The 18,813-nt window shown below is 53.6% G+C and carries 15 protein-coding genes; 2 read left to right on the top strand and 13 right to left on the bottom strand.

Translation table 11 applies throughout. The features are described from left to right. Nucleotides 1-80: 80 nt before the first annotated feature. From BST81_RS22480 to BST81_RS22445, 8 genes are all read right to left on the bottom strand, one after another. Complete coding sequence (locus BST81_RS22480) at nt 81-800, bottom strand: ABC transporter ATP-binding protein (protein ID WP_075600758.1); 720 nt, start codon at nt 798-800, stop codon at nt 81-83. A 78-nt stretch (nt 801-878) separates the two neighbouring features. After that, complete coding sequence (locus tag BST81_RS22475) at nt 879-2,129, bottom strand: ABC transporter permease (RefSeq protein WP_075600757.1); 1,251 nt, start codon at nt 2,127-2,129, stop codon at nt 879-881. Nucleotides 2,130-2,164: 35 nt separating this feature from the next. After that, on the bottom strand, nt 2,165-3,514 hold the full coding sequence (locus BST81_RS22470) for an efflux RND transporter periplasmic adaptor subunit (protein ID WP_075600756.1): 1,350 nt from the start codon (nt 3,512-3,514) through the stop codon (nt 2,165-2,167). A gap of 348 nt (nt 3,515-3,862) precedes the next feature. Further along, nucleotides 3,863-4,645, bottom strand: a complete 783-nt coding sequence (locus BST81_RS22465) for a hypothetical protein (RefSeq protein ID WP_171974830.1) — start codon at nt 4,643-4,645, stop codon at nt 3,863-3,865. Between the two features lie 131 nt (nt 4,646-4,776). Beyond that, on the bottom strand, nt 4,777-5,397 hold the full coding sequence (locus BST81_RS22460) for a flavin prenyltransferase UbiX (RefSeq protein WP_075600754.1): 621 nt from the start codon (nt 5,395-5,397) through the stop codon (nt 4,777-4,779). Nucleotides 5,398-5,417: 20 nt separating this feature from the next. Continuing rightward, the gene (locus BST81_RS22455) at nt 5,418-7,766 is read right to left on the bottom strand and encodes a ribonuclease R family protein (protein WP_075600753.1); all 2,349 of its coding nucleotides are present in this window, start codon (nt 7,764-7,766) and stop codon (nt 5,418-5,420) included. Nucleotides 7,767-8,285: 519 nt separating this feature from the next. Continuing rightward, the gene (tsaE, locus tag BST81_RS22450) at nt 8,286-8,777 is read right to left on the bottom strand and encodes a tRNA (adenosine(37)-N6)-threonylcarbamoyltransferase complex ATPase subunit type 1 TsaE (protein ID WP_075600752.1); all 492 of its coding nucleotides are present in this window, start codon (nt 8,775-8,777) and stop codon (nt 8,286-8,288) included. A 14-nt stretch (nt 8,778-8,791) separates the two neighbouring features. Next, nucleotides 8,792-10,255 carry a gluconeogenesis factor YvcK family protein gene (locus BST81_RS22445; protein ID WP_075600751.1) on the bottom strand — a complete coding sequence of 488 codons (1,464 nt, stop codon included), beginning with the start codon at nt 10,253-10,255 and terminating at the stop codon, nt 8,792-8,794. Nucleotides 10,256-10,342: 87 nt separating this feature from the next. Between BST81_RS22445 and BST81_RS22440 the strand changes: the two genes are divergently transcribed. Further along, nucleotides 10,343-11,125 carry an ABC transporter ATP-binding protein gene (locus BST81_RS22440; protein WP_075600750.1) on the top strand — a complete coding sequence of 261 codons (783 nt, stop codon included), beginning with the start codon at nt 10,343-10,345 and terminating at the stop codon, nt 11,123-11,125. A gap of 82 nt (nt 11,126-11,207) precedes the next feature. Next, the gene (locus tag BST81_RS22435; protein ID WP_075600749.1) at nt 11,208-12,524 is read left to right on the top strand and encodes an MlaD family protein; all 1,317 of its coding nucleotides are present in this window, start codon (nt 11,208-11,210) and stop codon (nt 12,522-12,524) included. Here BST81_RS22435 and BST81_RS22430 read toward each other — a convergent pair. The 5 genes from BST81_RS22430 to BST81_RS22410 all read right to left on the bottom strand — a co-directional run bounded on the left by BST81_RS22430 (nt 12,521) and on the right by BST81_RS22410 (nt 18,603). Further along, nucleotides 12,521-13,930 (bottom strand): amidase, encoded by a 1,410-nt coding sequence (locus BST81_RS22430; protein ID WP_075600748.1) that lies wholly within the window; start codon nt 13,928-13,930, stop codon nt 12,521-12,523. The genes BST81_RS22435 and BST81_RS22430 overlap by 4 nt on opposite strands. Nucleotides 13,931-13,942: 12 nt before the next feature. Next, on the bottom strand, nt 13,943-14,959 hold the full coding sequence (locus BST81_RS22425; protein WP_075600747.1) for a TOBE-like domain-containing protein: 1,017 nt from the start codon (nt 14,957-14,959) through the stop codon (nt 13,943-13,945). 115 nt (nt 14,960-15,074) lie between these two features. Then, a complete protein-coding gene (locus BST81_RS22420) occupies nt 15,075-15,554 on the bottom strand; it encodes a shikimate kinase (RefSeq protein ID WP_075600746.1) in 480 nt (159 codons plus the stop codon). Between the two features lie 161 nt (nt 15,555-15,715). After that, complete coding sequence (psbA, locus tag BST81_RS22415; RefSeq protein WP_075600745.1) at nt 15,716-16,798, bottom strand: photosystem II q(b) protein; 1,083 nt, start codon at nt 16,796-16,798, stop codon at nt 15,716-15,718. Between the two features lie 239 nt (nt 16,799-17,037). Further along, complete coding sequence (locus BST81_RS22410; RefSeq protein WP_075600744.1) at nt 17,038-18,603, bottom strand: MBOAT family O-acyltransferase; 1,566 nt, start codon at nt 18,601-18,603, stop codon at nt 17,038-17,040. Nucleotides 18,604-18,813 lie beyond the last annotated feature (210 nt).

Here is an 18,813-nt window from a genome sequence, read left to right as displayed (position 1 = left end):
AAACTGGTGTTCCTACTGAACCTATCTTTCCCCATTTGGCCAACCACCGATCAGGTTTTGCAAAACTTTCCAGACTGACCTCAGGAAGAACTGCTAACCTGACCTAACTCCTGAGGAGCTAAATGGGAATGGAGAATCTGCCCATCCCGAAACCAGATAATCCGACGGGTTAACCGAGCCACATCTGGTTCATGGGTCACAATCACCACCGTCATCCCATCAGCATTGAGGGCTGTGAAAATATCCATTACTTCTTTCGTAGTCCGGGTATCCAGGGCACCAGTGGGTTCATCCGCCAGCAACAATACAGGACGGTTCACGATCGCTCGGGCGATCGCCACGCGCTGTTGCTGCCCCCCCGAAAGCTGGCTGGGCTTGTTGTTCAATCGGTTCTCCAGGCCCACTTGGGTCAGGGCCTCCGTTGCCCGCCGCCGCCGCTCCTCTGCCGAAACGTTGGCATAAACCATTGGCAGCATGACATTTTCCAGGGCTGTCAATTGGGGTAGTAGATGAAACTGTTGGAACACAAATCCCAGCTTGCGATTGCGGACATGGGCCAGTTCGGCATCACCCAATCCAGCCACGTCCACATTGTCCAGGTAGTAGCGTCCGGCAGTGGGTCGATCGAGGCAACCAATCACATTCATCATGGTGGACTTTCCAGAGCCAGAGGCCCCCATGATGGAGCAGTATTCTCCCCGTTCCACAACCAGATTAACGTCAAATAAGGCCCGAACTTCGGTTTCACCGGCACCGTAGATTTTCTGGATATCTTCTAACCGAATAATGATGTTGGCCATGGGAAATCCAATGAAACACAATTTTTGAATCGGCAGAGCCGCGAACAATCGCAGTTCTACGGGGCATATTTTTAACGGTTAGGCGGTTCTCAGGGCCACGATCGGGTCTAATTGTGCTGCTCGCTGGGCCGGTAACACGCCAAAAAACAGGCCAATGCCACCGGATACTCCCACGGCTAAAAGTACGGCTGGCACCGAAATACCAGCCTGTAGGGGTGGAAAAATAAGACCCACCACGAGAACACCACCTGATCCAACCAGCGTCCCGACCAGCCCCCCAAGAGCAGAAAGAATCATGGCCTCGATCATAAACTGAATCAGGATGTCTTGCTGAGAGGCTCCGATCGCTTTCCGCAGGCCAATTTCCTGGGTCCGCTCGGTCACCGACACCAGCATGATGTTCATGATGCCAATGCCTCCTACCAGGAGAGAAATCCCGGCGATCGCAGCCAGCATCACCGTCAGGGCCCCGGTAATGTTGCCGATAATCTGCAGGGCACTCTTCTGGCTGCGGACGGTAAAGTCATCCTCCCGGGTAATCTGATGGCGCAACCGGAGCAGATTTGCCACCTGGAATTCGGCTGCTGGAACACTCTTCTCGTCCCGAGCTGACATCGAGATAGCCGTCACCTCAATCCCATAGGGAGAGGTGCGTCCAACAATCCGATTGGACATGGTAGACCAGGGAATCACTGCCAGATCATCCTGGCTACTACCCAGGAAGTCTCCCTTCTCCTTCAATACCCCAATCACTTGAAAGGGCAGGTTATTAATCCGCAACTGCTCCCCCACTATTTTTTTGGGGTCCCTACCAAACAGACTTTGGGCCAACTCCGAACCCAGTACCACCACCTGAGCGGCTTCCTTGACATCATCCTGGGTCATGAACCGCCCAGTTGCGACTTCAAAGTTGCGCACCGTCACAAAACTGGGCGTTGTTCCCAGCACCAGGGTCGTCTTGTTCACCTCTTCCAGATTATTTTTCGATCGCCCCCGATAGGCCACCGTCAGTTGGCGCTGGATCTGGGGAGCCACCTCGCGCACCGTAGGAACCTGAGTGGCGATCGCGTCGGCATCAGCCAGCACCAGAGTTTTCGGGATCTCAAAGGTGCGGTTGCGGGCACTATCCGTCCCAGGAATCACAAAAAGTACGTTCGGACCTAAGGACTCAAATTGGCTAGCTGCATAGCGCTGTGCCCCCTGACCAATCCCCACCATAGCAATCACCGAGGCATTGCCAATAATAATTCCCAGCATCGTCAGGGCACTGCGCAATTTATTCGCAGCCAGGGTCGTGGTTGCCATCTTGACGCTTTCAACCAGGTCCATACTCTAATCTCCTGATCAGCCTATGCATCGCAATACTACTTTTCGGGTTTACAGGCCTTGATATCCGCCAGAGTTTGACCCTTCGGCAACTCAGTAAACACCGGTTGGCCGGATTTGAGCCCCTGCAAAATCTGGGTTTGCTTCCCACTGGTTACGCCAACCACCACCGGTTGGAATTTCGCCCGGTTGCGATCATCAGGCACCAGCACCCCCTTTTCTCCCCGACAGGTGACGATCGTGGCCGTGGGCACCGCCAGTACATTGGCCAGCGTTTCCCCCTGGAACGACAAATTCACATTCATTCCAGAGCGCAATTGGGTCTTGCCTGTCACCACGGCCACCCGCACCTGAAAGGAGGTGACGTTCTGAGTTTTCACGGCTTCTGGAGCAATCAACCGCACCCGGCCCTCAAACACCTGGTCAGGATAGGCATCGGCTGTAATATTAACTTTCTGACCCAGTTTTACCTGGCTAATACTGACCTCTGGCACTTCCGCCAGCACTTCCAATCCATTCGCCACCGCTACAACTGTGGAAGAGGTTGCTGAGGCAGCCCCAGAAGCAGAGGTGGTTGGCGTGACAAAAGCCCCTTCCGTGGCATATTTCTGGGTGACAATGCCATCAAAAGGAGCCCGGACAAAGGTATCATCATACTGAGCTTCCACCGCCTGAAGCCTTCCCTGGGCTTCGGCCACATCCGCTTCAGCCTGGGCAATCTCTTCCGGGCGATTACCATTACGGAGTTGCTGCAATCGCTGGCGCAGCTCGTTGACTCTAGACTGAGCCTGCTCCAGACTGCCCTGAGCCGTCTGGGACTCGTTACGGATCTCATCTAGCCGATCGCGGGAAATCGCCCCTTCCGTATACAAATTCTGATAGCGATTGATGCGCTGGGCAGCCAAAATCAGCCGCGAACGAGCCTGCTCCACCTGAGCTTCTGCCTGGTTTACCGCCGACTCGGCCTGGGCAACTTCCTCCACCCTTGCCCCATTCTGGAGTAATTGCAAGCGGGCCTGAGCCCGATCTACGGTCGCCCTCAGTTGATTTAACTGAGCTTCCAGTTCCCTGGCCTCCATGCGGGCAATCACCTGCCCCTTGCGAACCCGATCGCCCTGTTCCACCGATAACTGGGCCACTCGCCCTGCCACTTTAGGGCTGACATTAACTGTCTGCACTGGGGTGATCACCCCACTGGCCGCAATTCCGATCGGCAGATCCTGCAAGGTTACTGGGGTCGTAATCTCAGCTACATTCGGCAGTGGAGCCTGCTTTTGAACCAGGGTATAGGTGATAGCAGCAGTTGTCCCTACAAGGACCGTAGCTGCAATCCCAAAGACCAGGGGAGTGGGCTGCTCTAGTTTTTTGCCAATCAGGGGAAATTGCATCACCCTACTCCTTTGACGGAACATCCCATCCAGTACGGCTGTTACTTAAGCTGTCCCTTAAGTTGTGAAGACAGAAGTTATGGAAACATCATTTCCACAGAGGAATTTCCAGCCCAGCCCTCTCGGAAAAATGCCCCTTTCTGTTAAGAATCTTAAAGAAACCTCATTTAAGCTAACACATTTAATCTGGGGCCGGGGGGTAAAACTAAAGCTCCAGAACGCCATCTATCCTCCAACTGTGCGCCTCTCTACTCCTGGCAATGACAGTCGGGCTATGCCTATTATGCCGAACCGGGCTCCTGTATCAGACTCACCCAACGGAATGATTTCCAAGCGGAAAGCCAGCAATCAGTGGGAACGTCGATTAGGCTCTTCGTCCACAAATTCCTCATTGTCGTCAAAGTCGAACCCCCAGTCTTCCTCATCACTGGAGGCCGTCCGCTGGGGTGGTGGGGGAGGACTATAGCTGGGGGGCGGCTTCGGTATAGAGTCTTCGCGCACATTGTGGGGAGGGACAATCACCCGATACTCTGCATCATAAACCGCCTCACGGCGGCCTGCACCAAAGTTGGCCGGATCACGATAGCTATAGGAGTAGCCAGAGTCATCCCTGGGTTTGGCAGCTACCCGTGGTTTGGCAGTTGTCTGATGAGGAGAGCGCGGGGAGGAGCGCCGGGGTGCAGGGTCCATCTGATCGACAAAGTCATCCTCCTCGTCGATCAGATCTTCATCGAAATAGTCCTCATCCGCGCCGGTTCGATCCACAACCCTGGCCCGATCGGAGGTTGCGGCCTCTGAGTCAACCTGGCTGCGAGGGGGAGATGAGTCAGCCGGTGGAGACGAAGGCTGAGGTGCACGGGAACGGAAACCTGGGGAGGGCCGATCGTCCCCCCGCCAACGGACCTTCCGTTTGACCGGTCCCAGGGAAAAATAGGTCGAAACCCGGAGCAACAGAGACAGGATCAAGGTCGTTGTGGCACCGGCTGCGATCGCAGCCAACACCCAGACTGCCAGCGGCAAGGACTGAGACTGGAGCCCCAAAAAAACTAATGGCAGAGAGAATGACCAGTTCTGCAGGGTAAACAGGGTCAAACCAATCAAAATCAGGAGGAAAAGAATCAGGCGCACCATAGCCATACCGATTCAAAGTGAGTCTTCATCGTATGCCTGACTGAAGAGAGGTTGGATGCAACACCTCTTCAGCTTATCCCATGAACGCAACCGTCTGCATGGTCCCGGCCTGTTAGCGGTTTGCAGTATCCCTAATATCCCTGCCAGCGGTTTAGGGGCACACAGTCAATGTCCAGTTGATCCAGGGCTCGAGCGACAACAAAATCCACCAGGTCCTCGATCGTTTGAGGCTGGTGATACCAGGCTGGAATGGCGGGCACAATCCGGGCTCCCGCCTCAGCCAGGGCTGTCAGGTTACGCAGGTGAATCAGGCTAAAGGGCGTCTCACGGGGCACCAGCACCAGCCGCCGTCCCTCTTTCAATTGGACATCAGCAGCCCGCTCTAGCAAATCTGAACTCAGTCCGGTAGCCAGTTTCGCCACGGTACTCATGCTGCAAGGGATGACCAGCATGCCCAGGGTACGAAAGGAGCCGCTGGCGATCGTCGCCCCCACGTCCCCCCAGGGATGGCAGATCAAAGTTCCTGCCTGCTCGACACCAGCCTGGAGCCGCCAGAACTGCTCCTGCTGGGCCGGTTCAACGGGCAGTCGCAGATTTTGCTCCGCCTGCCAGACCATGAATGCAGCTTTGGAAGCCACCAGCTCGATCGTGTAATGGGCTTGCAGGAGATATTTCAGAGCTCGGACAGCATAAATCAAGCCGGAAGCCCCTGAAACAGCCAGGATAAGGGGCAAGGCAGGAGAATTAGACATAATGGCGATCAAGGCTGCTCTTATTCTTCACCCAAATCCCCATCCAGATCGGTTCCCACGGGTTGCCCCTCGTCCCCATCTTCATCGGAGGCTTCACTCCCTCCTCCAACCGCAATCAGGTCAATCTGCTGCCGATAATAGTCCACACTCTTGACCTGGACTTCGACCTGATCACCCAGGCGATATTGCTTGCGATTCTTGCGCCCGACCAGTTTCTGCTGACGAGAGCGATACTCATACCAGTCATCTTTGAGCGAGCTGACATGCACGAGCCCTTCCACCAGCAGGTCTTCAATCTCCACAAAGAAACCGTAGGATTGTACCCCTGTAATCAATCCCTGGAAGATTTCGCCCGTATGGGCCTTCATAAAGCCTGCCTTCTTCAGACCTTCCAGATCTTCCTCTGCTTCCTGAGCAATTTTTTCCCGCTCGCTCAAATGAATCACCTGAGCCACAAACTGGGCCTCAAACTCCTGGTGCAGCTCCGGGGGCAGCACATTCCAGTTGATTTTGCCGTGACAGGAACTATGACGCAGATTCACCGTATCTTTGGTCCGAGCCGTGCGTCGATCGCGTCCTTCACTGAAGACAGCCTGCAACACCCGATGGACCAGCAAATCCGGGTAGCGCCGCATCGGTGCGGTGAAGTGGGTATAACCCTGCTCCAGAGCCAATCCAAAATGGGGGCGGGGCGTCACATTATAAACCGCCGGTTTTAAGGTTTCCAGCAGCAGCAGGGTCAAGACTTTTTCGGTCCGAGACTCAGCAAATTGCTGCACAAACTTCTGATAGTCTCGGGGCCGAATGTTATCTTCCTGCTCCAGTTGCAGATCAATCCCCATGTTGCTGGCCAACTTCATCAGTTCCTGAACATCCCCCAAATTGGGTGTGGGATGGACCCGATAAATCCCCGGAACCCCTAGAGCCTGGAGGTGGGCAGCAACCGCCTGGTTAGCCAACATCATAAACTCTACGACCATCAGGCGGGCAAACAGGGAGGAGGACACCACCATCGCCCCCAGGGCTCCCTCATCGTCATAGTGGAAGCGGGTATCTGGCAGGTTCAGTTCAAAGGCTCCCCGCTGTTGTCGCTGGGCTCTCAAAGTCTGGCTGAGGGCAAACAGTTGATCCAGAATTTCAAAGGCCGCAGACAGATGCTGCGTCTCCTCCTCGATCGCAACCCCATCGACTTCTTCCTCCCCAGCCTCTGCCGTTGCCGCCAAGCCATGACGCTCCAGAATCGCCTGCGCCTGTTCATAGCTCAGTTGATAATCCAGGCAGATGATCGTGGGCTGCAATTCATACTCCAGAATCTGACCCGCCGCATCCAGGGTAAACAGCACCGAAACCGCCAGCCGATCCTGGCCAGGAGTAAAGGAGCAGAGATGGGCCACATCCTCCGGCAACATGGGCAGATGGGTGTCGCCCAGGTAGACAGAAGTCCCCCGCTTTTGAGCTTCCAGGTCTAGCAGTGAATCTGGCTCCACATAGTAAGCAACGTCAGCAATGTGAATTCCCAATTGCCAGTGCCCATCTTCCGTTTTTTCCAGGGTTAAGGCATCATCACAGTTTTGCTCTGGAAGGGGGTCTTTGGGTTTCAGGGCAATGGTCAGCGAATCCCGCAGATCCAGGCGGCTCTCGATTTCTTCCGCATCCATCTCCCCTGTCAGGGCAGTGGCTTCCTGCAGCACCCCTGGGGAGAAAATGCGCCGCAGGTCATATTTGCAGCAAACAATATCCGTATCAGCAGCAGACTGGGCATCACTTCCCAACACCTGCGTCACTCGACCGATCGGTAAGTGGCGGCCCAGAGGATAGCGCTGCACTTCCACATTCACCAGGTGATCAATAGCCTCTGCCAGGTTCACTCCATTGGAGAGCAATTCAATTTCAAACAGCAATCGATCGTCCAAGGGAACAGCCCGGAAAGATTCTGTTTCCGTCTGCCGTACCCGGGCCAGCACAGAACTATTCGCCCGCTCCAGAATCAGGCGCACCTCACCCTCTGGACTCCGACGACGACTGCCTTCTTTCGTAATGCGCACCAGCACCCGATCGCCATTCCAGGCCGTACTGAGTTGGCTCTCCCGAATGTAAATATCTTCTGAGCCTTCAACATCCTGAATTGCAAAGCAAAAGCCTTTACTGGAGCAACGCAATTTGCCTTCAACAACACCTTCTTCCGTAACCCGCTTGTATCGGCCCCGATCCTTAGTCAAAATTCCAATTTTTTCTAGTGCGTCCAGGCATACCTGTAGTTTTCGTAAGCTGGCATCATCCTGACAACCCAACTTTTTCTCTAGAACTTTTGGAGCAACTAATTTATCATCCGCAAAATTGGTCAACAGTGTAGCGATTGAAAATTCCATGTAGCGATTAGTCCTTAATTTACTGAATCGATGGCGTTGTTTCCTTGCTTCCCCGACGGCCCCCCACTTCAGGTGACCTAACCAGTTGTGAGGTTCCAGAATGGCCGGGATGCCTGCCGATTTTTCCCGATTACCCGCGCTATGACTGTCTCAAGTAACCGCTCAGATTAGCAGGGATGATATCCAAGGTTAAATATCTAAGTTTGCATATCCCGCGTCAACCACTGAGAGATTGACCCCGACTATTAATCATAAGTATTCAGATACTTAAATATCTCGAAAAATAGCATTAAATTCAAAGAACTTAGTATAGAGGCTGGGCGGCTCAATGATAGAAGTCTGATCCATGTCAGGGTAGGAAAGGCCAGATGTCCTCAGGGGGTAGGTTAACCGCACCCTCCCAGGAGTGGCTTTGAAACAAGCAAAATTGAAGTGACGATCGACCATCGGGTGGCTGAGTGGTCAACCGTTGGAAATTTAAGCCTGGGGGGGCACATCGTCAAACCCTATCTTCAGGGTTCAAGACCACACCTGAAGCAGTGCAGCCATCACCGCCTCAGACTCTTCTCCGATCGGAGACCACTGCACCCGACGGGCTCCACCCACTTCATAGGTGAGAACCAATTTGACAGCGCTGGCTGGGATATAGGGTAATCGATCGGCCCACTCAATCGCCACCAAGCCCGGTTCCACCTCCCTGCCTTCCCAATAGACCTCCAGGTGCAAATCCACGATTTCTGGTGGCTCAAGACGGTACAGATCCAGGTGGTAGAGCGGCAGGCGACCTTCCAGGTACTCATTAATCAGGGTAAACGTGGGACTTTCAATCGGTCCGTCCAGACCCAGTCCTGCCGCAATGCCCTGCACCAGGGTTGTCTTCCCACTCCCCAAATCCCCCTGCAAGAGCAAAACAGTGCCGGCTGGCAGGGATTCTCCCAATCTCACTCCCAGTCGGTGGGTTGCACCGGCATCGGTCAACAGCACCTCATGGACAGGCAAGTTGTTTCTCATAACCCTGGTCTACATCAGGCCATCTTCTGATGCCGCACCGGAGCCAGTTTTTCTTCCGCTCCGGTCAGGGCAGTCAGTCCCTGTACCCGTCCGTACCACCGCAGTAGCACCTTAGCCAGGCGCTGTGGATCGTGACGCACCAGCCCAGTCAATTCATCCTCCTGCATCACATCCGCCAGCACAATCCGGCGACCCAACTGTTTGACGGTTTCCCGATCGAGTATCACGGGCTGGGAATCATCCTGAGCATAGCGAATCAGAGCCTGAGCAGATGGACTGCGTTTCTGTACCAGCACCGCATCAAACAGGGGCTGATCACAAGCTAGATCAATGGCCCGGATGTGATCTGAAACTGTGTAACCATCCGTCTCACCCGGTTGAGTCATGACATTACAGACATAAATACGCGGCACCTGACAGGCTGCAATCGCTTCCGCAATCTCCGGCACAAGCAAATTGGGGATCACACTGGTATAGAGACTCCCTGGGCCAATGATGATATAGTCAGCCTCATGGATGGCCTGCAAGGCCTTGGGTAAGGCAGGAGGAGCCGCAGGCAAACACCCAATCCGAACAATCTGTCCCCTGGCTGCCGTAATGCTGGACTCTCCTTCCACGTAACGCCCATCACTCAATTCAGCCCAGAGCTTGACATCACTCAGGGTAGCCGGGAGGACCGCACCTCGTACAGCCAATACCTGAGAACTGGCCGCGATCGCCCGTTCCAAATCACCCGTCACCTCGGCCATAGCCGTCAGGAACAAGTTCCCGAAACTATGTCCCTGTAGCCCATCTCCAGCTTTAAACCGATACTGAAACAATTCTGTGACTAGCTTTTCTTCATCAGCCAGAGCCGCCAGACAGTTCCGGATATCCCCAGGGGGCAGCACCCCAATTTCACGGCGCAGCCGACCGGAAGACCCCCCATCGTCCGCAACCGTGACAATGGCCACAATATTGGCGCTATACTCCTTCAAGCCCCGGAGCAGGGTGGAAAGACCAGTTCCACCCCCGATCGCGACAATTTTAGGCCCCCGGTGCAATCGCCGGTGGTTTAGCAACACATCGACCAGTTCATCATCCCCTTCCGGCATCAAGACTTCTGTAATGGAGTTCAAAGTTCGACTTTGCCCCCAGAGAATAAACAAAAGCCCAATCACAACGGCCAGAGGACCACTAATCCGGTTTGGTAGAATCCGGGCAATCTGCTCCAGCACATCCCCGATAAACTGGGTAATGTAAAAGATGGGTGTCAGCTTGACCCAGATCGCAATTCCCAGACATGTTAATAAGACACCAGCCGCACTTAAAAGCAGCCAACGCTTGACAAACAATCCGGGAGCTAGCCACTTGAACCACTGGAAAGGCCTTCTATCCTGGCGTCTGGAACGAGCGACAGGCATCCTGCCAGAACTGGGGATTCGATGGCGCGAGTCCGTCAGGGCATGCAGAGCTTGTCGCAGTAAACCGATCGACATTAATCTACTCAAATGTTGATGAACTTACCTGACCGGGAGCATAGCATCAATGTTGCAGGTTGACGACAGAATTTTAATCCAGATTCTATGGCCGAACCCTTGATCGAACTAAAAGGCATACGCAAAACCTTTGGGGATAACACCGTTCTGAATGGCGTCGATCTGACGATTTACCGGGGGGAAGCCTTGGCCATCATTGGACCCTCTGGAACGGGAAAATCCACTATTTTGCGGCTCATCGCTGGCCTCCTGGCTCCTGATGATGGGGAAATTTATGTCCAGGGACAGCACCGCCAAGGCGTGATTGAGGACGCAGAAGATCCGATCGGGATCGGGATGGTGTTTCAGCAGGCTGCCCTGTTTGATTCGCTCACGGTTGAGGAGAATGTTGGTTTTCTCCTCTATCAACATTCTCGCCTCTCCACCGGGCGAATTCACGAATTAGTCGAGGAGAAACTGGATATGGTGGGTCTACCAGGCATCGGTCATCTCTACCCGGCTGAGTTATCCGGTGGCATGCGCAAACGGGTCAGTTTTGCCCGAGCGATTATGTCCAATCCGGATAACCCGAGGGATACACCGGAAGTTCTGCTGTATGACGAACCGACAGCCGGCCTGGATCCGATCGCCTCAACCGTGATTGAAGATCTGATTCGGAATTTACAGTGTACTCAGGGAGGATGCCGGACCTATGTCATGGTGACCCATCAGGAAAGCACCATTCGCCGAACTGCCGATCGGATTATCTTTCTCTATCAAGGTAAGGTGCAATGGGAAGGCACAGTTCACGATATCGATACGGCGGATCATCCGGTCATCCGTCAGTTTTTTAGTGGCAGTATCGAAGGTCCAATTCAGGTGATTGGATGAACAGTAGGGTCGTTACCGGCAAGGCTTGCACGCATCGAAAATCTATCATCCTAAAGTAGGGAATAGGCCATAAGGAGAGTCCATGCGCACACGCACAGTTCGAGAGGGTTCAGCAGGTTTGCTGATTTTGCTGGGAATTGCCTTCTTTGGAGGTCTGGGTCTCTGGCTACGGGGCTTCAATCCCTCTAACAGAACTTACAAAGCGATCGTTGAATTTGCCAGTGCCCGTGGAATTCAGGTGGGCACACCGGTACGGTATCGAGGTGTGACCGTTGGGAAAATCATCGCCATCCGGCCCGGATCGAATGGGGTTGATGTAGAACTGCAAATTTCTCCCGCCGATCTAATTATTCCCCGGGACTCGCTGGTAGAAGCCAGCCAGTCGGGGCTGATCGGAGAAACCTTCATCGATATCATTCCCCAGAAATCTATTCCCCAGGGCGCGATCTCAGCCAGACCTCTGGATGCCGGATGTGATCGGACTCAGATTATCTGCAATGGCTCCCGGCTCCCTGGCCAGGCTGGTGCCAGCGTGGACGAACTGATTCGATCGTCGATTCGCTTCACCCGCCAACTGAGCGACCCCAATTTTGTGGAAAACGTCAAGGTTCTGACCAAAAATGCTTCAGCAGCAGCGGCGGGTATTGCCCGGATGACCAACGAACTCACTGGTCTGACCCGGGCCGTCCGCCTGGAGGTCGGCTCTCTCTCACGCTCAGCCCAGAATACTACCAATTCCCTGGCCCTGACTGCGACGTCGATCGGCACGACCGCTGACAAATTTGGATTCACGGCGTTACAAATCAACAGCCTTCTGGTTGAGAACCGAGCAACCCTGACCTCAACCCTCAACAACCTCAGTCAAGCCAGTGAGCAACTCCAGCTCTCTGTGCGGAGTCTAAGCCCTCTGCTCAGTCGGGTAGAACAGGGCGAGTTACTCGCTAACCTGGAGCAACTTTCCGCGAATGCTGCCCAGGCATCAGCCAACCTTCGGGATCTATCCAAAAATTTGAATGACCCGACCGTGATTGTGCGGCTTCAGCAAACTCTGGACTCTGCCCGGGCCACCTTTGAGAATGCCCAGAAAATCACGTCCGATCTAGATGAATTAACTGGAGACCCAGCGTTTCGGAGTAACCTGCGGCGGTTGGTGAATGGCCTCAGCACGCTGGTCTCCTCTGCTGAGCAACTGCAGGAGCAGGCCATGATTGCCCAGAGCTTGACGCCCCTGAAACTTCCTGAAGAAAGTCAGCCCTCGCGGAAAATTACGGTCACTGTTCCCCCGTCAACCTACACGTTTTCCACCTCAGACAACCGCCTGAAAGCCCTTGATCCGGCGATCGTCCTGACTGAGCAGACCCTGCATAACATCAGCCCCACTCCTATTTCTGCTCCCTAAACCGTTGCCCAATCAGGCCGGTGGTTGCTCCAGGGGCGGGCAGCCTCAATCTGGGCGGCCAGGGCAATCAGCGTGGATTCATCGGCAGGCCGCCCCACAAGTTGAACCCCCAGCGGCAATCCCTCAGGGGTGAAGCCGATCGGTAAGGCGATCGCGGGCTGGCCACTGGCATTAAACGGGGGACAGGGAGCGACCCAGTGGATGATATTCTGAAATGCTGACTCTGGGTCCAGATCGGCCCACTCTCCCACTCGAATAGTTGGATGGGTGTAAGTTGGCAGGATCAGCACATCATAGGTATCGAAGAAGGCTACAATCCGGCGACCAATTTGTTGCACGGTAGCCACGGCCCGTAGGTAATCTCCACAGGTTCCGCAACGGGACAGCAACCAGCGATTGACAGAACCCAGGTATTCAGTTGGAATGCCAGCGGCAGAAATGGCACTTTGCCAGACGTCAACAAAGGGGTCAACCAGCGTAGAGAAATCTGGACATCCTTCTTCCAGATGGTGCCCCATCTCCGCTAGAAGCTGCACCACCTCTAGCACCGGTTGCTGACAGAGGGGATCAACTTCTCCCACAAGGGGCAGGGTTGTTGCGAAGGCGATTTTCAGAGGAGGCGTCTCAGCCTGACGGGCCACCTCCAGGAAGGAAGGCTGGGGAGTTGGCAACCAGTAGGGATCGCCCGTAATGTAACCAGCCATAACATCCAGTAAGGCCGCAGCATCGGCCACGGTACGGGCGATCGGACCATCTGTAGCCAAACCGCTGAGGGAATCCCCCACGGGAGCCTGGCTCACCCGCCCCCGGGCTGGTTTAATTCCCACCACACCACAACAAAACGCTGGCCCTCGAATCGACCCTCCCCCATCCGACCCCTGGGAGATGGGGCAGAGTCCGGCAGCCAGGGCCGCTGCCGCCCCCCCGCTGGAACCGCCCGGCGTGTAGTCCAGATTCCAGGGGTTCCGGGCTGGCGGAAACACCTCCGTTTCCGTGTAGGGGAGTGATCCCAGTTCAGGCGTCGCGGTCTTCCCGAGAATGACAAAACCAGCCTGCTTAATCCGGGTCACCACCCCATCATCATGGCCAGCAATATTATCCGCTAGGGCCGCAGCCCCATAGGTACAGCGCACCCCCGCCAGGGCATTCAGGTCTTTAATGGAGATCGGAACTCCAAAAAAAGGAGGGAGGCTGGCCCGATCGGCATGGACCAGGGCCTCTGTCTTGGCTCTGGCATCAGCCAGGGCCTGATCGGCGATGACCGTGTAATAGCTGCCTAACTGAGGATCTAAACGCTGAATCCGCTCCAGATAAAGTTCAACCAGATCGATCGGCGTAATTTGTCCTGCTCGAATTAGACGAGCCTGTTCCAGAGCTGGGGTAAAAGCCAGATCGACTGGGTTCATAACTCACGTCACTTAAATGGAGTAGTGAATTGGGAAAGATTTAGCCTCTTTGGGTTTAACATAAACCCGCTGGTTCGGCTCCAGTTTCAGGTCATCAAACCGTTCACGGGTCAGATGGGCAGTGACAACCTGGCCATCATCCAGGGTTAGTTCTGCCTGAATTTCCCACCCCAGATGAATAATGCGACTGACTCGGGCTGGAACAGTCGGCCCCTTTTCAGAGGTTTCAATTAAGACATCCTGAGGCCGCAGAAAGACTTCCGGATGCATCGCCTCGAAGCCATTGCCCTGGAAAATTTTGGAGGTACTGGGGAGCACATTGACAGGCCCAATAAAGCTCATGACAAAAGCGGAAGCGGGATGATCATAAATCTCTGCCGGGGAACCACACTGTTCGACCTGCCCCCGATTCATCACCACCAGCTCATCAGCCACCTCCATCGCCTCTTCCTGGTCGTGGGTGACAAAAACAGTAGTGACATGGACCTCATCGTGCAGACGCCGTAACCAGGCCCGCAAGTCTTTACGCACCTTGGCATCCAGAGCACCGAAAGGCTCATCCAGCAGCAGCACCTCCGGCTCCACCGCCAAGGCCCGGGCTAGGGCCACCCGTTGCCGTTGCCCCCCGGAAAGTTGGGAAGGATAGCGATCGCCCAATCCGGCTAGCTGCACGAGATCCAACAACTCTCCGACTCGCTTTTTAATCCGGTCTTGGGGTACCTTTCGAATTTCCAGGGCAAAGGCAATATTTTTCCGCACAGTCATGTGCTTGAAGAGGGCATAGTGCTGGAACACAAAACCAATATTGCGGTCCTGCACACTCTTATAGGTGGCATCATCCCCCGTTAACAGGATCCGTCCGGTGTCCGGAGTTTCCAACCCCGAAATCAACCGCAACAGGGTAGATTTGCCAGAACCAGACGGCCCCAATAGGGCTACCAGAGAGCCAGAAACAATCTCCAGGCTAACCTGATCAACAGCCTTGAAATTCCCAAACTGTTTGGATACATTTTCGACGACAATACCCACGCTTAATGACCTCCCAGGTCAATCCCCGCATAGCCGACAAGTTTACCGTATTTTGCGGTTTGATCCTAGTTATATTTTTCTACACGGATGGTCCTTGCCATCATGTACTTAAAAATCAAACCAGAGTCTGAATCGCAGCCAGAATCGCCTCATCCGAGGCGGGAGACTGATTGTTGATTTCTAAATCCCAATCATAGATTACTGCTGCAGCAATCTTGTTATAGTATTCGACCTGATGATCGGAAACAGGAATGTGATCGGCACTGCTGCGGGTTTTGACCCTGGTGAGGCAAGTGTCCAACTCTGCATAGACCCGGATCAGCTTCAGCGTATATTTCCGGGCCAGAGAAGCACGGAACTGGGTGAATGCGTCTCCAGCACCCAGGCTTTCGATCATGACCTGATCATGGTGCTCAAACATCGCTGCGATCGTCTGTTCTACCTTCTGCCAGCCATCCTCTCCAGGCTGCAGGCCCAACCAAATGGGCTCAACTCGAAGAAATCGAATTTCAGTTCGCTGGTCAACCAGGGTTCCAATATAGGTTTTTCCTGCTCCTTTAGGACCAATCAATAGATACAGGATTTTTCTCGTCATCTGGTTCTACCTGCAATCCCCATGCTAGTGGATAGTCATAGCCCATTCTGGTGAGAAGCACAGCAACCCCGTTTCGGGAGTAACAGGTCCATTGCCCTAGGACAATAAAAAGCGCCCCCCCCTGAGGGAGAGCGCTTGACTAAAGCGAGGTAAGACCTCAATTAGCCATGGATTGCAGGAGCGGCAACTGCAACGGGAGCAGACTCACCAGCAGCCAGGTCCAGAGGGAAGTTGTGAGCATTGCGCTCGTGCATCACTTCCATCCCCAGGTTAGCCCGGTTCATCATGTCAGCCCAAGTATTGATAACCCGGCCCTGAGAATCCAGAACAGATTGGTTGAAGTTGAAACCGTTCAAGTTGAACGCCATCGTGCTGATACCCAGAGCGGTGCACCAGATACCGACAACCGGCCAAGCACCCAGGAAAAAGTGCAGCGCACGGCTGTTGTTGAAAGATGCATATTGGAAGATCAGACGACCGAAGTAACCGTGAGCAGCAACGATGTTGTAGGTTTCTTCTTCTTGACCGAACTTGTAACCGTAGTTCTGGGACTCAACTTCAGTGGTCTCACGCACCAAGGAGGAGGTCACCAGAGAACCGTGCATGGCGGAGAACAGAGAACCACCGAACACACCCGCCACACCGAGCATGTGGAAGGGGTGCATCAGGATGTTGTGCTCAGCCTGGAACACGATCATGAAGTTGAAGGTCCCGGAGATACCCAGGGGCATCCCATCGGAGAAGGACCCTTGACCGATCGGGTAAATCAGGAATACAGCAGTTGCAGCAGATACAGGAGCGCTGTAAGCAACGCAGATCCAGGGGCGCATACCGAGACGGTAGGAGAGTTCCCACTGACGACCCATGTAAGCAAAAACACCAATCAGGAAGTGCAGAACGATCAGCTGATAAGGACCGCCGTTGTACAGCCACTCATCCAGAGAAGCCGCTTCCCAGATGGGATAGAGGTGCAGGCCGATCGCATTAGAAGAAGGAACAACGGCACCAGAGATGATGTTGTTGCCATAGATCAGGGAGCCAGCCACAGGCTCACGGATACCATCGATGTCCACGGGAGGAGCAGCGATGAAGGCGATGATAAAGCAAATGGTTGCGGTCAGCAGGTTAGGAATCATCAGAACACCGAACCAGCCTACATAAAGGCGGTTGTCGGTGCTGGTAACCCAATTGCAAAACCGATCCCAAACGTTGGCGCTTTCGCGTCTTTGAATGGTTGTGGTCATGGTTATTTTATGAATGCTAAGTAACGAAATGAGGGAAAATCAACCCATAGGTCTCAAACCTAAAAAGTTGATGATCCTTGGACTCATTTTATTCATGTTTTTGTAAATTTGTTCACGAATATACGTAAATTTTTGTAACGCAATCTCTATACAACTTGAGGCGCATATTCCTTCTAATCGCAGCTTTAATTGCCAGCACCTTGTTGAGATGTCCTGATTAATTCCTCTCAGAAAGCCCCTCAAAAATCAAAGTAAATAAAGGGCATATCCCCCTTCGGAGCCAGAATCCAGCTCGCATAAAAGCAAAGGGGCACCAGCATTAACTTCAATGGCCAGTTTAGTTGCAGCTTTAATTGCCGCTGAATCAAGTAAGTCAGCCCCATCAAAGCTGCGAGTAACCATAGCAAAAAACTGATTTGAGCCGCCTCCAAGCCGAGGGTTTCAACGTAAACTTTTTGGGCGAATTGGGTGTCAGCCCCATGACCCCACAAATGCTGCACAACCCAACCCGATTCTTTTAAATCAGGCAAGCGGAAGAAAATCCAGGATGAGAACACCATCGCCTGAGTCAGGAACCAGGATGGCAGTAAGAGTAGAGGAGTTCGCCACAGGCTTTTTAACCAGTCAATCCGGCTCACTTGAGACTCTGTCAAACGATGTACTACCAGAGCCAGACCATGCAACCCGCCCCAAACAACAAAACCCCAGGCTGCTCCATGCCAGATCCCGGCGATCAGCATTACCAGCATGAGATTCACGCAGGTTCTGATCAACCCGCTGCGTGACCCCCCTAAAGGAAAGTACAGATAGTTGCGGAGCCAGTCCCCCAGAGTGATATGCCAGCGTCGCCAGAAGTCTGCAATGTTGGTGCTGAAATACGGAAAATCAAAGTTTTCCGGCAGGTTAAAGCCTAAAAGCATTGCACTGCCACGCACAATATCGACATAGCCACTGAAGTTCAGGTAGATCTGCAGTCCGTAAGCAAAGGTGGCCAGCCAGAGATCACCACTTCCCGCCCGTTGCAGATTATTGAAACTGATATCCACAAAAATTCCTAATCGATCGGCCAGCAGCACCTTCTTCACGGCACCACAGCCAATCAACCACAAGCCTTCAATCCCCTGATCAGCCCGGAGTCCCCGTTGACTCTTCAACTGGGCAATAAAGGGATGGTAGCGAGTGATAGGACCAGAGACGAGTTTGGCAAAGAACAATTTATAGGTCGCGAACTGCAGCAGGTTAGGTGTCGCCGGTGCTCCCCGATACACATCAACCAGGTAGGCAATACACTCAAAGCAGAAGAAGCTCAGCCCCAAAGGGGCAATCAGATTAGCCTTCACCCAGGTTGCGCTTTGCCCAGCCGCTGCGAAATGAAATCCTGCCCGGACCGTTTCCAGGAAAAACGGGATGTACTTAAAGCTGAACAGGAGCAAAACATTGAAAATGATGCCGAGCCACAATAGCTTGAACCGGCGATGCCCCCAGTCCTGCTGAGCAAATTGCCAGTCTTCATTGGTCAGTTGCCAGTCCCTGGTGTGGGAGCCCGTCGTCACATTTTCCCCTAACTCTAGACCCAGCCGGAAATTGACCACCACCATCAGCAGGAGCAAGATCAGCAGAATGGGGACATATTCCACGCGGGGGACTCCCTCAACCTTTGGGACGTTTTCAACCTGCATGGCACAGTAAAAAACCAGACTCGCAACCAGTAGCGTTAAAAGCTTGAGCGGTTCTCGTTGAACTGACCAGTAGATACCCAGAACACTGAGTAACAAAAGGCCATAAGTAATTGAGGTGAATTCCATGGGTCGGGGTTTTCCTGCCAACGATGATTGCGGGGGAAAATCCTATTCAATATAGGATGCTAAAGCATTGCACATAGCATTCAGCAATTTGTCAAGTAAGAAATCTTGAATAATTGGCATTGGGAAGTTTTGCGGATATTATTGCGGAAGCTATTCGGCAAGTGTTAAATTTCACAGGCAAAAATGACTTCCAGAGCTGATTCACTAGAT

Source organism: Leptolyngbya sp. 'hensonii', assembly GCF_001939115.1.
GTDB lineage: Bacteria > Cyanobacteriota > Cyanobacteriia.
The sequence above is the reverse complement of the archived record's forward strand: the minus strand, read 5'-3'. Positions and strand labels throughout refer to the sequence as shown.

What these genes read in the sequence shown, in the direction of transcription:
- BST81_RS22480 (WP_075600758.1), bottom strand. Translation starts at nt 800, where the DNA reads ATGGCCAACATCATTATTCGGTTAGAAGATATCCAGAAAATCTACGGT.
- BST81_RS22475 (WP_075600757.1), bottom strand. Translation starts at nt 2,129, where the DNA reads ATGGACCTGGTTGAAAGCGTCAAGATGGCAACCACGACCCTGGCTGCG.
- BST81_RS22470 (WP_075600756.1), bottom strand. Translation starts at nt 3,514, where the DNA reads ATGCAATTTCCCCTGATTGGCAAAAAACTAGAGCAGCCCACTCCCCTG.
- BST81_RS22465 (WP_171974830.1), bottom strand. Translation starts at nt 4,645, where the DNA reads ATGGTGCGCCTGATTCTTTTCCTCCTGATTTTGATTGGTTTGACCCTG.
- BST81_RS22460 (WP_075600754.1), bottom strand. Translation starts at nt 5,397, where the DNA reads ATGTCTAATTCTCCTGCCTTGCCCCTTATCCTGGCTGTTTCAGGGGCT.
- BST81_RS22455 (WP_075600753.1), bottom strand. Translation starts at nt 7,766, where the DNA reads ATGGAATTTTCAATCGCTACACTGTTGACCAATTTTGCGGATGATAAA.
- tsaE (WP_075600752.1), bottom strand. Translation starts at nt 8,777, where the DNA reads ATGAGAAACAACTTGCCTGTCCATGAGGTGCTGTTGACCGATGCCGGT.
- BST81_RS22445 (WP_075600751.1), bottom strand. Translation starts at nt 10,255, where the DNA reads ATGTCGATCGGTTTACTGCGACAAGCTCTGCATGCCCTGACGGACTCG.
- BST81_RS22440 (WP_075600750.1), top strand. Translation starts at nt 10,343, where the DNA reads ATGGCCGAACCCTTGATCGAACTAAAAGGCATACGCAAAACCTTTGGG.
- BST81_RS22435 (WP_075600749.1), top strand. Translation starts at nt 11,208, where the DNA reads ATGCGCACACGCACAGTTCGAGAGGGTTCAGCAGGTTTGCTGATTTTG.
- BST81_RS22430 (WP_075600748.1), bottom strand. Translation starts at nt 13,930, where the DNA reads ATGAACCCAGTCGATCTGGCTTTTACCCCAGCTCTGGAACAGGCTCGT.
- BST81_RS22420 (WP_075600746.1), bottom strand. Translation starts at nt 15,554, where the DNA reads ATGACGAGAAAAATCCTGTATCTATTGATTGGTCCTAAAGGAGCAGGA.
- psbA (WP_075600745.1), bottom strand. Translation starts at nt 16,798, where the DNA reads ATGACCACAACCATTCAAAGACGCGAAAGCGCCAACGTTTGGGATCGG.
- BST81_RS22410 (WP_075600744.1), bottom strand. Translation starts at nt 18,603, where the DNA reads ATGGAATTCACCTCAATTACTTATGGCCTTTTGTTACTCAGTGTTCTG.